This window comes from Luteimonas gilva (genome assembly GCF_005239095.1).
In the GTDB taxonomy this organism is placed as follows: domain Bacteria; phylum Pseudomonadota; class Gammaproteobacteria; order Xanthomonadales; family Xanthomonadaceae; genus Luteimonas_C; species Luteimonas_C gilva.
Genome location: NZ_SZUA01000001.1, coordinates 609,237 through 629,181, shown reverse-complemented (window position 1 = coordinate 629,181; position 19,945 = coordinate 609,237). Strand labels below are relative to the sequence as shown.

The 19,945-nt window shown below is 65.8% G+C and carries 14 protein-coding genes; 1 reads left to right on the top strand and 13 read right to left on the bottom strand.

What is annotated here, in order from left to right:
• Positions 1-82: 82 nt before the first annotated feature.
• The 5 genes from FCE95_RS02795 to FCE95_RS02775 all read right to left on the bottom strand — a co-directional run bounded on the left by FCE95_RS02795 (position 83) and on the right by FCE95_RS02775 (position 7,463).
• The gene (locus FCE95_RS02795) at positions 83-2,230 is read right to left on the bottom strand and encodes an ATP-binding protein (RefSeq protein WP_137265463.1); all 2,148 of its coding nucleotides are present in this window, start codon (positions 2,228-2,230) and stop codon (positions 83-85) included.
• Between the two features lies 1 nt (position 2,231).
• Positions 2,232-3,287, bottom strand: coding sequence for a cyclic di-GMP phosphodiesterase response regulator RpfG (gene rpfG, locus FCE95_RS02790; protein WP_425481278.1), 1,056 nt, complete (start codon positions 3,285-3,287; stop codon positions 2,232-2,234).
• Positions 3,288-3,644: 357 nt separating this feature from the next.
• Positions 3,645-5,162: a lysine--tRNA ligase gene (gene lysS, locus FCE95_RS02785; protein ID WP_137265461.1), complete on the bottom strand. Its 1,518-nt coding sequence runs from the start codon at positions 5,160-5,162 to the stop codon at positions 3,645-3,647.
• 150 nt (positions 5,163-5,312) lie between these two features.
• A protein-coding gene (gene prfB, locus FCE95_RS02780; protein WP_137265460.1) for a peptide chain release factor 2 occupies positions 5,313-6,441 on the bottom strand; the annotation gives its coding sequence in 2 pieces (ribosomal slippage) (positions 5,313-6,365 and positions 6,367-6,441; 1,128 coding nt in all).
• Between the two features lie 158 nt (positions 6,442-6,599).
• Positions 6,600-7,463, bottom strand: coding sequence for a LytTR family DNA-binding domain-containing protein (locus tag FCE95_RS02775; RefSeq protein ID WP_137265459.1), 864 nt, complete (start codon positions 7,461-7,463; stop codon positions 6,600-6,602).
• Between the two features lie 157 nt (positions 7,464-7,620).
• Here FCE95_RS02775 and FCE95_RS02770 point away from each other — a divergent pair, with 157 nt between their 5' ends.
• Complete coding sequence (locus FCE95_RS02770) at positions 7,621-8,826, top strand: acyltransferase family protein (protein WP_137265458.1); 1,206 nt, start codon at positions 7,621-7,623, stop codon at positions 8,824-8,826.
• 44 nt (positions 8,827-8,870) lie between these two features.
• Here FCE95_RS02770 and FCE95_RS02765 read toward each other — a convergent pair whose 3' ends face one another.
• From FCE95_RS02765 to FCE95_RS02730, 8 genes are all read right to left on the bottom strand, one after another.
• Positions 8,871-11,762, bottom strand: a complete 2,892-nt coding sequence (locus FCE95_RS02765; RefSeq protein WP_137265457.1) for a VIT domain-containing protein — start codon at positions 11,760-11,762, stop codon at positions 8,871-8,873.
• Positions 11,763-11,867: 105 nt separating this feature from the next.
• The gene (gene recJ, locus FCE95_RS02760; RefSeq protein WP_137265456.1) at positions 11,868-13,580 is read right to left on the bottom strand and encodes a single-stranded-DNA-specific exonuclease RecJ; all 1,713 of its coding nucleotides are present in this window, start codon (positions 13,578-13,580) and stop codon (positions 11,868-11,870) included.
• Complete coding sequence (locus tag FCE95_RS02755) at positions 13,577-14,521, bottom strand: phosphoglycerate mutase (protein WP_223266751.1); 945 nt, start codon at positions 14,519-14,521, stop codon at positions 13,577-13,579. The genes recJ and FCE95_RS02755 overlap by 4 nt, the downstream gene beginning before the upstream one ends.
• Positions 14,518-15,108: an SH3 domain-containing protein gene (locus FCE95_RS02750; RefSeq protein ID WP_137265455.1), complete on the bottom strand. Its 591-nt coding sequence runs from the start codon at positions 15,106-15,108 to the stop codon at positions 14,518-14,520. The genes FCE95_RS02755 and FCE95_RS02750 overlap by 4 nt, the downstream gene beginning before the upstream one ends.
• Before the next feature lie 19 nt (positions 15,109-15,127).
• Complete coding sequence (gene greA / locus FCE95_RS02745) at positions 15,128-15,604, bottom strand: transcription elongation factor GreA (protein ID WP_137265454.1); 477 nt, start codon at positions 15,602-15,604, stop codon at positions 15,128-15,130.
• Complete coding sequence (gene carB, locus FCE95_RS02740; protein WP_137265453.1) at positions 15,601-18,849, bottom strand: carbamoyl-phosphate synthase large subunit; 3,249 nt, start codon at positions 18,847-18,849, stop codon at positions 15,601-15,603. Before carB ends, greA begins: the two co-directional genes overlap by 4 nt.
• Before the next feature lie 41 nt (positions 18,850-18,890).
• Positions 18,891-19,463: a hypothetical protein gene (locus FCE95_RS02735; protein WP_137265452.1), complete on the bottom strand. Its 573-nt coding sequence runs from the start codon at positions 19,461-19,463 to the stop codon at positions 18,891-18,893.
• Between the two features lie 6 nt (positions 19,464-19,469).
• Positions 19,470-19,919, bottom strand: a complete 450-nt coding sequence (locus tag FCE95_RS02730) for a DUF6973 domain-containing protein (protein WP_425481292.1) — start codon at positions 19,917-19,919, stop codon at positions 19,470-19,472.
• Positions 19,920-19,945: the final 26 nt, after the last annotated feature.

The window sequence follows — 19,945 nt, the reverse complement described above, 5'->3', positions numbered from 1 at the left end:
GAGCGGTAGTTAGAGGGAGGGGAAACCAAAGGGGATTCAGGGGGACGTCCACACCCGCGACGGGTGTGGTCAGCCCGGCCCGTTAGGAAGCGTCCGGGTGGTTCGGCAGCGAATCCTGGCTGTCCTTGTCGGCGCGCGTCAGGCGCAGCACTTCGTTGCGGCTCTGTTCCGAGACCGCGGCCAGTTGCTGGGTCAATTCGGCGATCAGCCGCGAATGATCGCGCGCCAAGGCTTCGTCCGGTGCGCGCATCACGTGCGAGCAACGCTCCGCGATCCATTGCGCGCCCAGGTTTTCGGCGACGCCCTTGAAGGCGTGCGCCACTTCGCGATAGTCGGACCAGCGCGCAGCGTTGCCGGTCTGGGCCAATTCCGACAGGCAGCCCGAAGCGTCCTTCAAGCATTGCTCGACGAAATCGCGCAGGAAGGGTTCGCCCAAGCCCATCTCGGCCAGTTCCTTCAACACCGCGGGATTGGTCACTGGCCGGATCGTATCGGCCACCGGACGCACCGCCGGCGTCTTCTGCGGCATCATCACGTCGGCGATCGTTTCCAGCAGCCGCCCCACCACCACCGGTTTGGTCAGGAACGCTTGTGCGCCGGCTTCTTCGGCATCTCGAGATGCCTGCGGCGTCGCATCCGCGCTGAGCACGATGATCGGCGTGCGCTTGCCGCCGGCCTGCATGAAGCGCAGCTGGCGGATCACGTCCAAACCGCTCAACTGAGGCATGTGCATGTCGATCACGGCCAAGTCGACGTTGCCGACCTCGATCATGTCCAAAGCCTGCTCGCCGTCGTTGGCCGCCTGCACCTTGTGCCCCGCCCGTTCGAGGATGCGGGTCACCACGGTGCGGTTGGCGTGCTGGTCGTCGGCGATTAGGATCCGCAACGGACGCACGCGCGCCTTGTGGCGGATGAAAGGATCGTCGAAGGCGACGATATTGCCGCTACCTTCCTCGCCCTCGCGCCGCGTTTCGCCGCGACGCACCAGCATGGGCAACCGCACCCAGAAATGGCTGCCGCCGCCGGGGTTGTCTTCCAGGCCGATTTCGCCTTCCAGCAGATGCGCCAGGGTCTTGGCGATGGTGGTACCCAGGCCGGTGCCGCCGAAACGCCGCGTCGGGCCGCTATCGACCTGTTCGAAGGCACCGAAGATGCGCTCTTTGGCGTCTTCGGGTATGCCGATGCCGGTATCGCGCACCGAGAACAGCAACTGCGCCTTGTCGCCTTCGGCGCCGACCGCCTTCACCGTCAGCGATACCTCGCCTTGCTCGGTGAACTTGATCGCGTTGTGCATCAGATTGAGCAGGATCTGGGTCAGGTGCGCGCCGTCGCCGTGCAACAGCAGCGGTACGTCCTTCTCGACGTTCACCTTCAATTCCAGGCCTTTGCCGGTGGCCTGCGGCAGCAGCATCTTCTGCAGCCGCTGGATCTGCTCGTCCAGGTTGAAGTCGGCGTCCTTGCGCTGCAGCTTGCCGGTCTCGATCGCCGAGATGTCGAGCACGTCGTCGACCAGCAACAGCAAGGTCTGAGCCGAGGTGTGGATGACTTCCGCGTATTCCTTCTGCTCGGGCCCCAGCTTGGTGCCGCGCATCAGCTCGGCCATGCCGATGATGCCGTTGAGCGGCGAGCGGAACTCGTGGCTCATATTGGCCAAGAAGCGGGTCTTGGCCGCGTTGGCGCGGCGCGCTTCCTCGGTGACGCGCTGCAGGCTCTTGAGCAGCGAGGACAGATAGCCCGGGATCGCGATCAGGCCGACCCACAATCCCCAAGCCAGCGCCGGCTGCTGGCGCCAGTAGTCGTTGGCCAGGATCACGGCCATGAACCCGCAAGCCGCCACCGCCACCGCCGAGAACAGATAGCGGGTGCCGTAACGCAGACCGTTGCCGATGGTCACCCACATCGTGATCACGTACAGCGGCGCGAGCGCGTCGGCGTTCAGAGACATCAGCACCGCGAGCGTCGTGTTGTCGGCCAGCATGCCGATCCAGCGCCGGGTGTGCGACACCCCGGGCGAGACCACGATGCCGGCGAGCAAACCGAAACCGACCAGGGTTTCGATCGCCATCACCAACAGCATCGGGCCGACGTTGGCGTTGTCGCCGAACTCCTGCAGGCCCCACAGATAGATCAGGATCAGCACGGCGATCGCCAAACGCACGATGGCCTGCCCATGCTCGCTGTCCGGGCGGTGCGCCAAGCGCTGCTTCAAGGCGGACAGCGAGAGCTCCATCTCAGTTCAACCCCGGCCTCCGGTTGCCCGAGAAGCGTTGGCAGATGTCCTCAAGCCTGGCGCGGTTGCGCACCAGGGCGTCTACGCAGTTCGGATCGAACAGGCGGCCGCGCTGGGCGTAAAGATAGGCCAAGGCCGCGTCGATGCTCCACGGGTCCTTGTACGGGCGCGGCGAGATCAGGGCGTCGAACACGTCGGCCACCGCGACGATCCGGGCTTCGATCGGGATCGCCTCGCCCGCCAGTCCGTCCGGATAGCCGCTGCCGTCGTAGCGTTCGTGATGGCGCAGGGCGATGATCGCGCCCATCTGGATGAAGCGGTTCTGGCTGTCGTTGAGCAGTTCGTAGCCGATCCGCGGATGGCTGCGCATCACGGTCAGCTCTTCGTCGTTGAGCGGGCCGGGCTTGAGCAGGATCGAATCGGGGATCGCGATCTTGCCCATGTCGTGCAAGGGCGCGGCCATCTCCAGCACGCGCACTTCGTCCTCGAACATGCCCAAGTGCTCGGCGATCAGGCCGGCGACGTGGGCCATGCGTTCCAGGAAAGCGCTGGTGCCGACATCTCGGTATTCGATGGCGCGGGCCAGGCGCGACAGCGTTTCGCGTTCGCGCTCTTCGACCTCGTGCATGCTCGACAGCAGGCGTTGCTCCAGCGACAGCGCGCGCTGCTTGACGTTCTCGGTCTGCTGGCGCAACTGCAGGAGGTTCTTGCAACGCGCGCGCAGCTCGCGCGGACGCACCGGCTTGACCAGGAAATCGATCACCCCCGCCTCCAGCGCCGCCTGCCGCACCGGCTCGTCGCCGACCACGGTGACCAGCACGATCGGTACGTCGCGGTGCGAGGGCGCGCGGCGGAAGCGGCGGGCGAATTCCAGCCCGTCCATGCCCGGCATGCGGTAATCGAGCAGCAACAAGTCCGGGCGGTTGTGGTCGCACCATTTGAGCGCAGCCTCGGCGTCGCCGAAGTCGCTGACCGACAACGCCGGGGTGATGTCCTCGATGATGTGCCGGAGCATGGTCCGCGCGGAGGTCTGGTCGTCGACAATGACGATATTCACGGAGCTCCCCTGTGGCCCGTCTGCCAGCCTTCCTTGCACGGCGTTCATAATCCCAACATGTTGACCCTGAAGCGGTTCGTCGGCAAGCCCCGGCAGAAGGGGCCGTTACGGGTCGGTTTCAACCCTTCAGGTTGAACGCCGGGAACGCCCGAAAACGGCCTTCGGGGCGTCCAGCATCGCTTCTCCCATCAGAGAAGGTGGCGCGAAGCGCTGGATGAGGGTCGGCGAAGCGAAACGCGGCCGGATCGCGATAAGGACCGTGAGCCGACGGCTTCTATCGCGAGTGTCGAATCCATCGTTTCGCCGAACCCTCACCCCAACCCCTCTCCCGCGGGGAGAGGGGCTCAACCGTCGCTATCACCCCGCTTCGGGGCGCATGTACGGGAACAGCAGCACGTCGCGGATCGAGTCTGAATCGGTCAGCAGCATTACCAGGCGATCGATCCCCACCCCCAGCCCGCCGGTCGGCGGCAGGCCGACTTCCAAGGCGCGGATGTAGTCGGCGTCGTAATGCATGGCCTCGTCGTCGCCGCCGGCCTTGGCGTCGACCTGGGCGCGGAACCGCTCGGCCTGGTCTTCGGGGTCGTTGAGCTCGGAGAAGCCGTTCGCGAGCTCCTTGCCGCCGACGAACAGTTCGAAGCGGTCGGTGATGCCCGGCTCGGTATCCGACTCGCGCGCCAGCGGCGACACCTCGACCGGGTAATGGGTGATGAAAGTCGGTTGGATAAGGCCGTGTTCGACGGTCTTCTCGAAAATCTCCAGCAGCAGCTTGCCCCAACCGTAACCCGCCTTCACCGGGACCTTCAGGGCCGCGCAGTGCCTGGCGAGCGCATCGCGGTCGCGGCAGTCGGCCGCGCTGATCTGCGGATTGAGCTCGCGCACGGCCTCTTCCAGCTTCCAGCGGCGGAAACGCGGGCCGACGTCGATCGCGTTGCCTTCCCATTGCAGCGCGGTGGTGCCCAGCGTTTCCTGGGCGACGTCGCGGATCATCGACTCGGTCAGGTCCATCACCTCGTCGTACGTGGCGTAGGCCTCGTACAACTCGAGCATGGTGAACTCGGGATTGTGCCGAGTGCTGACGCCTTCGTTGCGGAAGTTGCGGTTGATTTCGTAGACGCGTTCGAAACCGCCCACGACCAGGCGCTTGAGGTACAGCTCCGGCGCGACGCGCAGGTACAGGTCCAGGCCGAGCGCGTTGTGATGGGTCACGAACGGCTTGGCGGTGGCGCCGCCGACGATGTAATGCATCATCGGCGTTTCCACCTCCAGGAAGCGCTTCGCATCCAGCCAACGCCGGATCGCGGCGATGATCTTGGAGCGCTTGACGAAGACTTCGCGCGATTCCGGCGTGACGATCAGGTCGACGTAGCGTTGGCGGTAGCGCTGCTCCACATCGCTCAAACCGTGCCACTTGTCCGGCAGCGGGCGCAGCGACTTGGTCAGCAGGCGCAGCGTGTCGGCTTTCACCGACAGCTCGCCGGTCTTGGTCCGCATCAGCGTGCCTTCGGCGGCGACGATGTCGCCCACGTCCCAGCCCTTGAACGCGTCGTAGCGCTCGCCGAGCGCGGCCGACTGCAGGAAGAGCTGGATGCGGCCGGTGACGTCCTGGATCGTGGCGAACGCGGCTTTGCCCATCACCCGCTTGGCCATCAAGCGTCCGGCCAGCGCGACCCGGCGGTCGAGCGCTTCCAAGGCTTCGCCGTTCCACTGCTCGGCGTCGCCGAATTCGGCCTGCAGATCGCCGGCGTGGTCCACGCGCCTGAAATCGTTCGGGAAGGCGATGCCCTGCCCGCGCAGCGCTTTGAGTTTGCCGCGGCGTTCGGCGATCAGGGCGTTCTCGTCGGCGGGCGTCTGCGGGGCGGTTTCGTCGGTCATCGGGAGTCGTTGATGGATTGCAGGGCTTGGCTATTGTGGGAGGGGCTTCAGCCCCGACGCTTTTTTTGATGATGTCTGTCGGGGCTGAAGCCCCCCACAAGATCAAGAGCTCGCGGCTGAAGCCGCTCCTACAAAAACCGAGGGTTGAGATTACACGGCGTCGGAGCGTTTGGAACCCGCTTCCAGGCCGGATTTCAGGCTGGCCTCGACGAATTCGTCCAGGTCGCCGTCCAGCACCTTCTGGGTGTCGGTTCGCTCCACGCCGGTGCGCAGGTCCTTGATCCGGCTCTGGTCGAGCACGTAATTGCGGATCTGGCTGCCCCAGCCGATGTCGGACTTGGTCGCTTCCAGCGCATCCTTCTCGGCGTTGCGTTTCTGGATCTCCATCTCGTACAGCTTGGCCGCCAGCATCTTCATCGCGCGGTCGCGGTTCGCGTGCTGGCTGCGCTCGGTCTGGCAAGCCACCACGATGCCGCTCGGCACGTGGGTGATGCGCACCGCCGATTCGGTCTTGTTGACGTGCTGGCCGCCGGCGCCCGAGGAACGGTACACGTCGGTCTTCAGGTCGGCCGGATTGATCTCGATGTCGATCTTGTCGTCTACTTCCGGCGACACGAACACCGAGGTGAACGAGGTGTGGCGGCGATTGTCCGAATCGAACGGCGACTTGCGCACGAGACGATGCACGCCGATCTCGGTCTTCAGCCAGCCGTAGGCGTAGTCGCCTTCCACGCGGAACGTGGCCGACTTGATGCCGGCGACATCGCCGCCGCTGACTTCCATCAGTTCGGCTTTCCAACCGCGGCTTTCGGCCCAGCGCAGGTACATGCGCAGCAGCATTTCGGCCCAGTCCTGGGCCTCGGTACCGCCGGCGCCGGCCTGGATATCGACGAAGGCGTTGGCCGAATCCATTTCGCCGGAAAACATGCGCTGGAATTCGAGTTTGTCGACGCGGCCGCCGTAGCGTTCGACGTCGTCGACCACCGCTTTGGCGGTCTCTTCGTCGCTCTCGCTTTCGGCCAGGTCCAGCAATTCGCCGGCGCCGGCCAGGCCTTCGCTCAGTTCGCGGATGCCGTTGACCGTTTTGTCCAGCAACGAACGCTCGCGGCCTAAAGCCTGGGCGCGTTCGGGCTGATTCCAGACATCGGGGTTTTCGAGTTCGCGGTTGACTTCTTCCAGGCGCTCGCGCTTGGCGTCGTAGTCAAAGATACCCCCTCAGCGCATCGAGCCGACCGGTCAGGTCGGCGATGCGCTGGCGGATCGGGTTGAGTTCGATCATCAGAGCTGCAACTGCTTGAAAAGGCCGCGAATTGTAGCCGAATCGGCGCGCTTTTGCTCTGTGTAGGAGCGGCTTCAGCCGCGAGCTCTTGCCCAAGTCTTGATGGATTAAGGAGACGGACCGAAAAAGCTCGCGGCTGAAGCCGCTCCCACAAGAAGCTATCGGGGTTTGAGGGCTTCGCGGTAACGCCGGCTGCAGGGTAGTTGACTGCCGTCCTTCAGATAGACCCGGGCGTCGCCGCTGTCCAGCGGCTCGATCGAGACGACCTGGCCCAGGTTGACGATGTAGCTGCGATGGATACGGGTGAAGCTGCGCGGATCCAGCTTGCCTTCGATCCCGGCGATGGTGCTGCGCAAAGGGTAGTCGTGGCCGCGCACCCGCAGGTTGACGTAATTGCTGGCCGCCTGCAGCCATTCGATGTCGTTCGCGGCGACCAGGAATTCGCGGCCGAGCTTGCGGACCAGGAAGCGCTCCGGCCGTTCGATCGGGTCCACCGGCGGGCCTTCGTCCGGAGCGGCCAGCAGGCTGGCCTCGCCTTGCCAGCGCCGGAGCACGAAGCGGTAGCTTTCGATCATCAGCACCATGCCGGCGAACGTGCGCACATCCTTGAGGTATTCGTAGAAGAACTGCCGCCCCCAGTCGCCGAAATCGTAGTCCTGGCCCTGGGCGCGGTAGGCCAGGATCCGCAATGCGACCATGCCGACCACGTGGACGGCCGACACCGCCACGCTGGCCAATAGGTACCAGGGCAGTTGCCGGCGCCAGTTTCCCCACAGCAGCGGGAATCGGCGGCAGAACCATGCGATGGGCAATACCAGCGCAAGCCAGAGCAGGCCGCTGGTCCATTCCCAGACCGCCGGCTCCCAGGCGGCGAAGTCCAGCCCTTCCCGGCGGATGTCCATCAGCACGGTCACGCTGTTGACGATCCCGTTGAACAGAGTCAGTGCAAGCCAGAAGCTGACCTCGAAGGTGCGGCGCCAGGGCAGGAAACGCCGGTAGGCGGAATCGGAGGGGTCTGTCATGTGCGCATTCTAGGGCGCACCGGCTTGGGGACAGCCGTCGTCCGTCCCTGCCATCCGCGATTCGTCCCTGGCGCCTGCTGCGGCGTCCCTTCGCGTTGGCGGCCGGTACGCAGGCGCGAGTCAATCGATGCCGGCTCACGAATGGAGACTGCGCGCCATGCAACGCCGCCACGACCTCGATGCCCTGCGCGTCATCGCGTTCGGCCTGCTGATCCTCTACCACGTCGGCATGGTCTACGTTCACGATTGGGACTTCCACATCAAAAGCCCCTACCAGGCCGAGTGGCTGCAATGGCCGATGATCGTTCTCAACCGCTGGCGAATGCCGCTGCTGTTCGCGATCTCGGGCATGGCGATCGGCCTCTGGCAGCCGGAACGCGCGCCATTGCGCTTCGCTTTGCGGCGCACTTGGCGGCTGCTGCTCCCGTTGGCGTTCGGCATGCTGTTCGTGGTCAGCGTCCAGGCCTATTGCGAAGCGCGGGCGAACGGCGCGGTCGCGCCGGGCTACATCGCCTTCATGGCCCGTTATCTGCAACTGCGCCCTTGGCCCGAAGGCGGCTGGACCGGCGCCGATTTCGGCGTGACCTGGAACCATTTGTGGTATCTGGCCTACCTGTGGGTCTACACCATGATCGTGGTGGCGCTGCAGCCCGTGCTGAACTCGCGGCCGGGCCGTCGGGTGCAGGCTTGGTTCGGCGGCCGGGCGCGGTTATGGCCGTTGTTGTCGCCGGCCGCATTGCTGTTCGCCTACCTCGTCTGGCTCAAGCCCCGGTTCCCGGACACGCATGCGCTGTTCGACGATTGGTATCTGCACGCCGAATTCTTCACCGTCTTCCTGCTCGGCTATCTGGCGGTGCGCAACGAGGAATTCTGGAACGCGTTGCGGCGCCTACGCTGGCCGCTGCTCGCGGTGGCGGTCGCGTCGATCGGCGTAGAGCTGTCGCTGAAGGCGTTAGGCATCCTTTTCGACGGCAAGGAAATCGCGGCATGGGCGCAGCATGTGCCCTGGTACGGCATCGAACGCGCCGCCCGCGCGATGTACACCTGGTCGGCGCTGCTCGCGATCTTCGGCTGGGGCTATGCCCTGCTCAACCGTCCGTTCCGCTGGTTGCCCTACGCCACCGAGGCCGTGTATCCCTGGTACATCCTGCATCAGAGCCTGATCGTGCCGCTGGCTTTCGCGCTGATTCCGTTGCGGCTAGGGCCCGTGCTGGAACCGGTGCTGGTGCTGGGTGGCACGATCGCGGGCTGTCTGCTGCTGCACGAGTTCGTCATCCGCCGCATCGGCGTGTTGCGGCCCTTATTCGGGCTGAAGCGGAGGCCGCCGCGCGAAGCCTTGCGCGAGACCGTACAGAACGCGTGATCGCTCCGGTCTCCGCAGACTCGCTGCGGAGGCCGCAAGCGCGGCTAATCGACCACGAACTCGCCGACGAGGATCGTCTCTTTCTTGTCTTTCAAGCGCATCGTCACCCTTTGATCCCGTTGTTGCGGCGAGCCGAAGCCCGTGGTGAGTTGCAGCTGCAACGTAGTCGCGCCGGTCACGATCTGCTGGCGATCGCCGAAGAAATTCGCCTCGACTTTGTATTTGCCCGGCTTGGCGTCGCGCAGCACGAATTCCTCTGGGCCGTAACCGCCGGTGAAGTCGGCCGACATCGCGCCGCCCTGGTAAGTGGCGCGATGGCCGTAGAAGCACTTCTCGCCGTTGGGATCGGTCACCCACAAATCCATGTCGCTGTTGTCGCTATCCCAGGACAGCACGGCGCGCAGGTCGAGCGGCAGGTTCCTCAGCAAACGCGGATCGATGCGGCGCGCATCCACCCGATCGCCCGCTTTGGCGACGACCGCATTGAGTTCGGCCAGCGCCGTTTGGTCGATGCCCGGAAAACGACCGTCCCAATGGCGCGAAGGTATTTCGTACAACATGTCCACGGCGTCCTGGTCGCGGCCGACCGCCGCATAAGCCAGGCCCAGGTCGCGGAAGCTCTGCGGCTCCTCTTCGCCCCAGCGCAGCACCTGCTCGAACACCGGAACGGCCAATTCGGGAGCGTCGGCTTGCATCAAACGGTAACCGAGGATGCGCAGCACGTGGCGGTTCTCCAAGTCCATCTCGGCGAGGTTCGACAGCACCCGCAACGCGAGTTCGCGTTGCCCTTTCTCGATCAGGACGTCGGCCGCGTCGAGATAGAAGGCCGAACTCGTCGCATAAGCGGCGCGTTCGTCCAGATACACCGCATAGACCCGATCCGCCGGAGCGGCGCGCAATCGTGCCGCGTACGGCGAATCCGGTTGCCAGGGTCTCAGGACGATCGCCGCTTGTGCGACTGCCGATTCATCGTCCGCGACGCCCGGCGCCATGAGCGCAACCGTTTCGGCTCGTTCGCCAGTGACCACGACCGAGTCCAGACTGGCGGCGTCGGCGGCGATGGGCGCCGGCGCCGGCATCGGCTGCGCCTGTCGTCTGGCGCTCAGATTGGCTTGCGCTTCTTCCTTCGACTCAAGGTTGACCGCCGGCAACGGTCCTTTCGGCCATTGCTTCTCCCACCAGGCGATCCGCTGCTCGAAGCCGGCCACGGCGCTTTCGATCGCTTCCCCGGCCGCTTTGCGCTCGGCGCCGTCCCTTTCCGATCGCAGCCGTTCGTATTCGGCGCGATAGCGTGCCGGCGGCGCGATGCCGTATTCGGCGTAGTCCGTAATCGCATCCAACACGATCAGCGAGGTCTCGGAGGTGACGATGCCGAATTCGCCGCCCAGCCGCTCGATCTCTTTCCGATGCGCGTCGGGCTGCGCGCTCAGCTCGCGGATCTTGTAGGACGCCCACAGCCGCCCGGCCAGATCGCTCTGCGGCGCACGGGACGACACGGGAATGCGCAGCATTCGCTCGCGGCCGGCATCGCGCACCGTCAACGACAGCGTCGCTTCGGGCGACGTCAATTTTCCCGCGACGCGAAGCACGCCTTCTTCGGTATCGCGGGTTTCGGCGGTCAGATCCTGCGCGCCGACGGCGTCCATCCCCAGCAAGCGCGGGCCGTCTTGCAGCAGCCGCCGCGCAGCGGCGTCGATCTCCGCCGGCGAGCGCCAGCGCACCAGTCGGCCGCCGTTGACCTCGGCCAATGCGGCCATGGCATCGTCGTCCGCAGCGGCGCCGGCCGAGTTCAGCACGTATAAGCGTTGCCGCTTGTCCAATTGCGGAAACGTGCGTTTGCCGTAATTGATTAGGCCATCGCTCACCAGCACATATTCGTCCGCGTCCGCCAGCACCGGCCAGTCCGCCAGCGCGCTGGCGCCGTCGTAGGCGGTCGTGCGCAGCGCGGCTTTCAATTCCGGCCAGGCGCCGCCGCGAACGCGGAAAGCGATCGGCGCCTCGGGCCGGTCGCGCAAGCGGATCAAACGGACTTCGGCATCGACCAGCGCGGCGAAATAACGGTCCAGCAGCGCCATCTCGCTGCCGATGTCGCGTTTGGAAGCCGATGCGGAACTGTCCCAAAGCAGCACCACGGTCTTGGGCATCGTCCGCGCCGCGCTGGACGAAGCGACCGGCACCTCCGCGAAGAAATAATGGTCGCCGCCCAGCGCTTGAGCGTAAGCGCGCGCGGCGTTCGGCAACGGCATCAGCAGGCTCAAGCCCGTCGACGGACGGAAGGCCTTTCTTTCGATCAAGGCTGTGTAGCCTTCCGCGCCGCGCTTGAAATCCAGGTCGGCGAAAGAACCGGTCACGCGCGGCTTCACGCCGTCCGGCGTCGTGATGCGCAGGCTGAAGGCATCGACGGTTTCGGCCAAATGCAAAGGCAGATCCAGCCGCAAGCCTGCGGTGTCGCGCCGCATGGCCTGGGACAGTTCCAAACGCACATGGCGTGTGCCGCGCGCGGGGATGGGATAGATACGCAATTTGAAGTGATTGCCCACCGTCTTTTCCAGCAGCGCGGGATCGACGCGGCGGCGCTCCACCGCTTCGAACACCTGCCGTCCCCGCGCCTTGGGCACGGGCACCGCCGGGCGCAGGTCGCCGTCGATATCCAGGGCGAAGCCTTGGATCTGTTGCGAGGGCTGCAGCGGGAACTGCAGCTCGCCTTCCAACTGCCTACCGTTCGGATTGCGGAAAACCAGGTCGACCGTGGTCCGCGCGAAGCCGCCGGCGATCGCGGTGCGCATCTCCAGCGATTCCAGCCGGATCGGAGATTCGGCGCCGCGAACCGCGAGCAAGGGAGGAGGAACCAGAGCGCGCTCTTGCGGATGCAGCGGAGCGCTGATCCCGCAGAAAAGCAATGCGGCGAGCAGCAGACGGATCGATGAGGCGGCCATGGAACCCCTGAAGTGTCGGTGGACCTGCCATCGAACGGCCGGACGCCGGGTTCGGGGCTAAGCCGAGTGTCTCCGAGCGCTTCGGGTTGCGCCAGAGGGCGCCGCTCAGGCCGGCTCGGCGTGGACGATCACCAGTTGGATCGCCTGGCCGCCGCGATAGTCGTCCGGTTCCAGCCGGTACGCGATGCGCAGCCGTGCGGCCGGTTCCGCGCCGTCCCAGCCGCCGAAATGGATGCCGTTCAATCGCAATGCGCCGCGCCCGAGTTCGACCTTCAGATGCTTCTCGCCGACGACGCGCCATGCCAGCACATCGAATTCGCCGTCGAACACCGGTTCTTGATAGCCCTGCCCCCAAGGCCCGCCGTCGCGCAAGGCGACCGCGTTCTCCCGCGTGAATTCCGTGCCGTCCAATTCGCCGTCGCTCAGCACTTCGTCCATCAGCATCTCGGGCAGCAGCAGGCGTTCGGCCGCCGCGGCGAAAGCCGCGCGGAACGCATCCAGCGACGCCGCCTGCAGCGACAGGCCCGCCGCCATCGCATGTCCACCGAAACGCTCGATCAGTCCCGGATGCGCGGCATCGACGGCGGCCAGCGCATCGCGGATGTGGAACCCCGGAATCGAGCGCGCGGAGCCGCGCAACGAACCGCTGCCGGGTTCGGACGGGGCGAACGCGATCGTCGGCCGATGCGTCCTTTCCTTCAATTTCGATGCGACCAAACCGACGACGCCGGGATGCCACTCGCCGTCGTACAGGCAAAGCCCCGCAGGCATATTGCCGTGGGCGATGCCGGCGCGCTGCAGCAAGGCTTCCGCGTCGTCGACCATGTTCTGCTGCAAGCCTTGGCGTTCGGCATTGATGCCGTGCAGGATTTCGGCGAGCTCGCGCGCTTGCCGCGGATCGTCGCTGAGCAGGCATTCGATGCCCAGCGCCATGTGTTCCAAGCGCCCGGCCGCATTGATCCGCGGCGCCAACGCGAAACCGATGTCGCTCGCCGTCAAACGCGAAGCCTCGCGGCCGGCGACTTCGATCAAGGCGTTCAAGCCTGCGCAGCCTTGACCGGCGCGCAATCGCCGCAAGCCCGCCGACACCAGGGCGCGGTTGTTGGCGTCCAGCGGCACCAGGTCGGCGACGGTGCCGACGGCGACCAGATCCAGCAGCGCGGCGAGATCGGGCTCGGAAGGAAGCCGGTCCGCTTCGCGCAAAGCCCGCCGCACCGCCAGCAGCACGTAGAACATTACGCCCACGCCGGCCAGCATCTTGCTGGGGAAGGCATCGCCCGGCAGGTTGGGATTGACGATGGCGTCCGCGGGCGGCAAGCGTTCGCCCGGCAGATGGTGATCGGTCACCAAGACCCGCCAACCGCGCGCTTTGGCCGCGGCGATCCCGGTGTGGCAGGCGATGCCGTGATCGACGGTGACCAGCAAGTCCGGCGACAGCGCCGCCAATTCGTCGACCAACGCGACCGACAGGCCGTAGCCGTGCACCATGCGGTTCGGCACCGCGTACGACACGTGGCGTGCGCCGAGCATGCGCAATCCGCGCACGCCTACCGCGCAGGCGGTGGCGCCGTCGCAATCGAAATCGCCGACGATCACGATATGGCGATCGTTCGCGATCGCATCGATCAGCAAACCAGTGGCGGTCCCGAGGCCGCCGAGCGCGTCCGGCGGCAACAAATCGGCCAAGCGCGGCCGCGCCAGGTGCAAACCGTACGCGCCGCGAGCGGCATAAATGCGCCGCAATAGCGGCGGCACGCTATCCGGCCAATCGCTACCGGGTTCGCAGTCTCTGCGGCGTATCGTCCGCACCGATTTCATTCGCCGAAGCGCCGCTGCGGCTTGCGCCAGAAGCGCCAGCGTTGGCCGCGGCCGAAGCGGTAGGCGCGGCCGTCGGCGAGATCGATGTCCAGCGCTCCGATGCGGCCCGCGGCGAGCGACGCCAAAGCCGGCAGCAGCCAATCTTGCTGCAATCGGGCCAGGTCGCGTTCGCCGTCAAGATCGAACGCGGCATCGCCTTCCGGTTCGGTCCAGCGCGCGGGCAAGGAGCTTGCAGCGCAAGCCGGCCGCGCCAATGCGACGGCGCTTTCGTCGTCCGAATGCAGCGCGGAATGCGCACTGGCGACTCGGTCGGGCAGCACGCCGCCGCCCCAAAACCACAAGGAATTGATCGGCGCCCTGCCCCGGCGCGCGCGCTCGGCGTTCCAGGGATGGTTGTGCAAGACGACTTGGGCCTCGCTCAACAACGCGCGCCAGCGGCGCCCGTCGGGGCCGGAAGCGAGGTGTTCGAATACGTCTTCGCCGAGAGCCTGCGCAGGATCGGCGAAATCCGGCAGCTTCGCTTCGCGCGGCAGACGCAAGTACCAGCGCGCGGGAACGGGCGCGTCGATCGGGAAGCCCGCATCGCCGAACAAAGGACGCAGCGCGGGCAACAAGGCGTCGCGATCTTCGGCGCCGACGCCGAGCGCGTCGCCGTAAGCCAGCAAGCGCGCGCCGTTGATGTCCGGACGGATATGCACAGGATCGGCGCGCAGCCACGCCGAGCCGGCCGCGTCGCCGACGTCCGTTTGGCGGGCGAGCGCAGCGATCGGCCAATGCTTAGGCGTCGGTTCGAAATGCCGCAGCAGCTGCGCGCGGCGGCCGGGCTTGTTCGGCGGCGCCCGATCGGCGCGGCCCAAGGCGCGGGCGGCTTGCTCCTGCAAGGATTGCTTTCCGAAGCGGTGGGCTTCGGGCAGCAGCAAGGCAACCCGCGCTGCGTTCACTCGGCCAAGTCTTCGTAGCCGGACAGCGCGTACAGGACAGGAGCGTCGTTCCGGTATTTCGCGCGCAGCTCGCGCAGTCGCCGGTTGCCGCCGGCGCAGGTTTGCCGGATCGCTTTGTCGAGATAGGCCTTGCGTGCGGCGTCGTAGGGCTCTTCGCCGAGGAAGTGCTCGCATTCCTCACGCCGCTTGACGAAAGCCGCGGCGTCGGCAGGCAATTCGCCGGTGTACAAGGACGGCACGCTATCGAGTTCGACACGTGCTTGTTTCAGCCATCCGCCGTACTGCTTGCCGTCGTTCTTGCCGATGAAGACGACTTGAACCCAGCCCGGCATCACCAGCCGCACTTCGAGCGGATCGCCTGCGACCACGAAGCCCTTGCGGACGCAGGACGCATGCGGTGCGGCGTGGAAATAGGCGCGGCCCTTGCCGACGACCTTGCCGGACGGTGCCGGCCGGTAGTCAGGGGCATTCGCCGCAATGCGTCGCGAGATGGCCGCGCAATCCACAGGGCCCGCAGCAGCCGCATCCGCGATGCCCGCGAAACACAACGCCGCCGCCAACCAACCGCTCATGCCGCGGAACGCCATTACGCCGCCTCCTCGCCGTTCAGCCTTGGTAACTGACGCCGACGATCTCGTATTCGCGAGTGCCGCCGGGCGCTTCGATGGTGACGCTATCGCCCTCGTGCTTGCCGATCAGCGCACGCGCCACCGGCGAGGAGATCGCGATCAGCCCCTGCTTGATGTCGGCTTCCAGGTCGCCGACGATCTGGTAGCGCTTCTCTTCGTCGCTTTCCACGTCGGCCAGCACCACGCTGGCGCCGAACACGATCTTGGAGCCGGCATTGAGCGTGGCCACGTCGATGATCTGGGCGTGAGACAGCTCGGATTCCAACTGCTTGATCCGGCCTTCGATGAAGCCTTGCTGCTCGCGCGCGGCGTGGTACTCGGCGTTCTCCTTCAGGTCGCCGTGCGCGCGCGCTTCGGCGATGGCGGCGATCACCGCAGGCCGCTTGACCGACTTCAATTCTTCCAGCTCGGCGCGCAGACGCTGCGCACCTTGAGTGGTGATGGGTGCCCTCATGACGCTTCCAGTTCCTTGTGCAGTTCCTGCAGCGCCCAGACCGGGCCGCTGCCGCGATACTCCAAAGAATGCAGCAAGGCTTTCGCGCCGGCAATGGTGGTCGAATAGGTGACCCGCTGCTGCAGCGCCTCGCGCCGGATCGAGAACGAGTCGGCGATGGCTTGCTTGCCTTCGGTAGTGTTGACGATGTAGGCGATTTCGCCGTTCTTGATGAGGTCGACGATGTGCGGGCGCCCCTCGATCACCTTGTTGATGCGCTCGCACGCCAGGCCGTTGTCGTGCAGCCACTTGGCCGTGCCGGCGGTGGCGACCAGGGCGTAGCCGCGGGCGATCAGGTCGCGGGCTACGGGCAGGACGCGCGGCTTGTCCGGGTCGCGCACCGAAACGAAGGCCTTGCCCTGCGTCGGCGGCGCCTTGATGTTGGCCGCCTCCTGGGCACGCGCGAAGGCGGCCCCGAAGCTGCGGCCCACGCCCATCACTTCGCCGGTCGAACGCATTTCCGGGCCGAGGATCGGGTCCACGTTCTGGAACTTGGCGAACGGGAAGATCGCTTCCTTTACCGAGAAATAGTCGGGCACGATCTCTTTGATGGCGCCCTGCTCGGCCAGGGTTTTGCCTGCCATGCAGCGCGCTGCGATCTTGGCCAGCGGCATGCCGGTGGCCTTGGACACGAACGGTACGGTGCGCGAGGCGCGCGGGTTCACTTCCAACAGATAGATGGTGTCCTCGCCCTCGCCGTCCGACTGGATCGCGAACTGGGTGTTCATCAGCCCGACCACGTTCAAGGCCTTGGCCAGCGCGACGACCTGTTCGCGCAGCCGGTCCTGGGTGGCGGCCGACAGCGAATACGGCGGCAGCGAGCAGGACGAATCGCCGGAATGCACGCCGGCTTCCTCGATGTGCTCCATCACCCCGCCGATCAGCACGTTGCCTTCGCGGTCGGCGATGATGTCGACGTCCACTTCGACCGCGTTGTCCAGGAAGCGGTCGAGCAGCACGGGCGAATCGTTCGACACCTTCACCGCATCGCGCATGTACTTGGTCAGGTCAGCATCGGCGTGGACCACTTCCATCGCGCGGCCGCCGAGCACGTAGCTGGGGCGCACGACCAGCGGGTAGCCGATCTCGCGGGCCAACGCCAAGGCTTCGTCGGGATTGCGCGCGGTGCGGTTGGGCGGTTGCTTCAAGCCGAGCTTTTCAACCAGCTTCTGGAAGCGTTCGCGGTCTTCGGCCAGGTCGATCGAATCGGGCGAGGTGCCGATGATCGGTACGCCGTTGGCTTCCAGCGCCTGCGCCAGCTTCAGCGGCGTCTGGCCGCCGTATTGGACGATCACGCCCTTGGGCTTTTCGAGTTCGACGATTTCCAGCACGTCTTCCAGCGTCAACGGCTCGAAGTACAAGCGGTCGGACGTGTCGTAATCGGTGGAGACGGTTTCCGGGTTGCAATTGACCATGATGGTCTCGAACCCGTCCTCGCGCAGGGCCAGGGCGGCGTGCACGCAGCAGTAGTCGAATTCGATGCCCTGCCCGATCCGGTTCGGGCCGCCGCCCAGCACGATGATCTTGTCGCGCGAAGTCGGCTGCGCTTCGCATTCGTCCTCGTAGGTCGAATACAGGTAAGCGGTGGTGGTGGCGAACTCGGCCGCGCAGGAGTCCACGCGCTTGTACACGGGACGCACGTTGTGCGCTCGGCGCAGCGCGCGCACGGCTTTTTCGTCGGTACCCAGCAATTGCGCCAGGCGCGCGTCGGAGAAACCCATACGCTTCAGTCGGCGCAGGCGCTTGGCGTCGAGCGCATCGAGACCGTTCGCGGCGACTTCCGTTTCGGTGGCGATGATTTCTTCGATCTGGTCCAGGAACCAGGGGTCGACGAAGGACAACGCATGCACGTCTTCCACCGACATTCCCGCGCGGAAGGCCTCGGCCAGGTAGAACAGCCGCTCGGGGCCGGCTTCCTTCACTTCGCGCCGCATCGTCGCGAGATCGTCGTCGCTGGCCAAGTCCAGGCCGGTCGGATCGAAGCCGACCTTGCCCGTCTCCAGTCCGCGCAAAGCCTTCTGCAGCGATTCCTGGAAAGTGCGGCCGATCGCCATCACCTCGCCCACCGACTTCATCTGCGTGGTCAGGCGCGCGTCCGCGGCGGGGAATTTCTCGAACGCGAAGCGCGGGATCTTGGTGACCACGTAGTCGATGCTGGGCTCGAACGAGGCCGGGGTCAGGCCGCCGGTGATCTCGTTCTTCAATTCGTCCAGCGTGTAGCCGACCGCGAGTTTCGCCGCAACCTTGGCGATCGGGAAGCCGGTGGCCTTGGACGCCAGCGCGGACGAGCGCGACACGCGCGGATTCATCTCGATGACCACCACGCGGCCGGTCTGGGCGTTGATGCCGAACTGGACGTTGCTGCCGCCGGTGTCCACGCCGATCTTGCGCAGCACCGCGATGCTGGCGTCGCGCAGGCGCTGATATTCCTTGTCGGTCAAAGTTTGGGCCGGGGCGACGGTGATCGAGTCGCCGGTGTGCACGCCCATCGGGTCCAGGTTTTCGATGGAGCAGACGATGATGCAGTTGTCCGCCTTGTCGCGGACCACTTCCATCTCGAATTCCTTCCAGCCCAGCACGGATTCTTCCACCAGCACTTCGTGCACCGGCGACAGTTCCAAGCCGCGCTTGACGATGTCCTCGAACTCTTCGCGGTTGTAAGCGATGCCGCCGCCGCTGCCGCCCAGGGTGAAGCTGGGGCGGATGATGGTGGGATAGCCGACGCGGCCTTGGATGTCGACCGCCTGCTCGAAGCTGCGCGCGACCTCGGCCTTCGGACATTCCAGGCCGATGTCCTGCATGGCGACGCGGAACAGCTCGCGGTCTTCGGCCATCCGGATCGCGTCGCGCGAGGCGCCGATCAGCTCGACGCCGTACTTCTCCAGCACGCCGTGGTCGGCCAGGTCCAGCGCGCAATTCAGCGCGGTCTGGCCGCCCATCGTCGGCAGCAGCGCATCGGGCTTTTCCTTGGCGATGATCTTCTCGACCGTCTGCCAGTTGATGGGCTCGATGTAGACCGCGTCCGCCATGTTCGGGTCGGTCATGATCGTGGCCGGATTGCTGTTGACCAGTACCACCCGATAGCCCTCGTCGCGCAGCGCTTTGCAGGCCTGCGCGCCGGAGTAGTCGAACTCGCAGGCTTGGCCGATCACGATCGGGCCGGCGCCGATGATCAGGACGGTTTTGATGTCGGTACGTTTGGGCATGTCGTCCTCTAAATATTCTTAAGCGCCGCCGCGCCGCGTATTCATTGCTCGGGCCATTCGATCCCGCATCGCTGCGCGGCCCGCTTGCCGAAAGCCTCGGGCATCGGCATATCCGGGAAATCCTTCTTCAGCACCGCCGCGGCCGGGCTTTGCATGAAGGCGGAGATATCGGCCTGCTCGGCTTTCGACATCTGGTCGATCGCCGAAAACGGACTCGGCGCCGCGACGCCTTTCAGCTTGGCGTCCACCGCCGCGCGCATCAGTCCGGTGAACTTGTCGCCGCCGGCGGTGCGACCGAAGCGCAGCCACGCGCCCGTGGTTTCGCTATCGGCGAACAGGGTTTTGAACGCGTTGCGCAATTCGGCGTCGACCTCGGGCGTCAAAGCTCCGATCAGGCAGGATTGTTCCTTGGCGTCGTATTTGCCGAACTGCGGTTGCTGGCGGAAACTGCCGTCCACCACGGCCCGCGTCGTCGCCGGTCCGAAGCCCAGCAAGTCCCGCACTTGCGCGATCTCGGCGTCGGTGGGCGTTTGCGCAAGCGCGACCGGCGCGATGCACAGCATCGTCGTTACGCCTAGGGCCGCCATTTTGTCGATCCGGATACGCATCCGCATTCCCTCTCAGTACCAACGGTTCTGCCACCGCTCGGGCGGCAACCAGATGATCTTGTTCGCATCGCCGGCGCCTACGCTGCCGGCGCGCACTGCATCCAGCACCTCGGCCTGCATGGCGTCCCAACTGTCCGCCCGCGTGCCGATCGCTGCGCCGATCCGGTTGTTGTGCGCATCCATCGCCCGGCTGTCGTTGCCTACGCCGCCGCGTTCCATCACCGCGGTGACCCATTCGACCCAGCGCGGCGTGGCCGTATAGGCGACGGTCGCGCTGGCGAGCGTGTGCCGATAGGCGTCCGAAGGGCCGTTGCGGCCGCCGGGCAGATCGGCGGCGAACCAGTGGGCATAAACCGTGGCGAAAACGAAAGCGGGATAAGCGGCAAGAACCGCTCCGACGATAAGTACGCGACGAAACCAACGCTTTCCCGCGCCGTCGTTCCCGCGAAGGCGGGAATCCAGCGACTTCCGGGCAGCGGTCGCGGAAT

Coding starts and splice junctions, on each gene's coding strand:
- FCE95_RS02795 (WP_137265463.1), bottom strand. CDS start 2,230: ATGGAGCTCTCGCTGTCCGCCTTGAAGCAGCGCTTGGCGCACCGCCCG.
- lysS (WP_137265461.1), bottom strand. CDS start 5,162: ATGACCGACGAAACCGCCCCGCAGACGCCCGCCGACGAGAACGCCCTG.
- FCE95_RS02775 (WP_137265459.1), bottom strand. CDS start 7,463: ATGACAGACCCCTCCGATTCCGCCTACCGGCGTTTCCTGCCCTGGCGC.
- FCE95_RS02770 (WP_137265458.1), top strand. CDS start 7,621: ATGCAACGCCGCCACGACCTCGATGCCCTGCGCGTCATCGCGTTCGGC.
- FCE95_RS02765 (WP_137265457.1), bottom strand. CDS start 11,762: ATGGCCGCCTCATCGATCCGTCTGCTGCTCGCCGCATTGCTTTTCTGC.
- recJ (WP_137265456.1), bottom strand. CDS start 13,580: ATGAAATCGGTGCGGACGATACGCCGCAGAGACTGCGAACCCGGTAGC.
- FCE95_RS02750 (WP_137265455.1), bottom strand. CDS start 15,108: ATGGCGTTCCGCGGCATGAGCGGTTGGTTGGCGGCGGCGTTGTGTTTC.
- greA (WP_137265454.1), bottom strand. CDS start 15,604: ATGAGGGCACCCATCACCACTCAAGGTGCGCAGCGTCTGCGCGCCGAG.
- carB (WP_137265453.1), bottom strand. CDS start 18,849: ATGCCCAAACGTACCGACATCAAAACCGTCCTGATCATCGGCGCCGGC.
- FCE95_RS02735 (WP_137265452.1), bottom strand. CDS start 19,463: ATGCGGATGCGTATCCGGATCGACAAAATGGCGGCCCTAGGCGTAACG.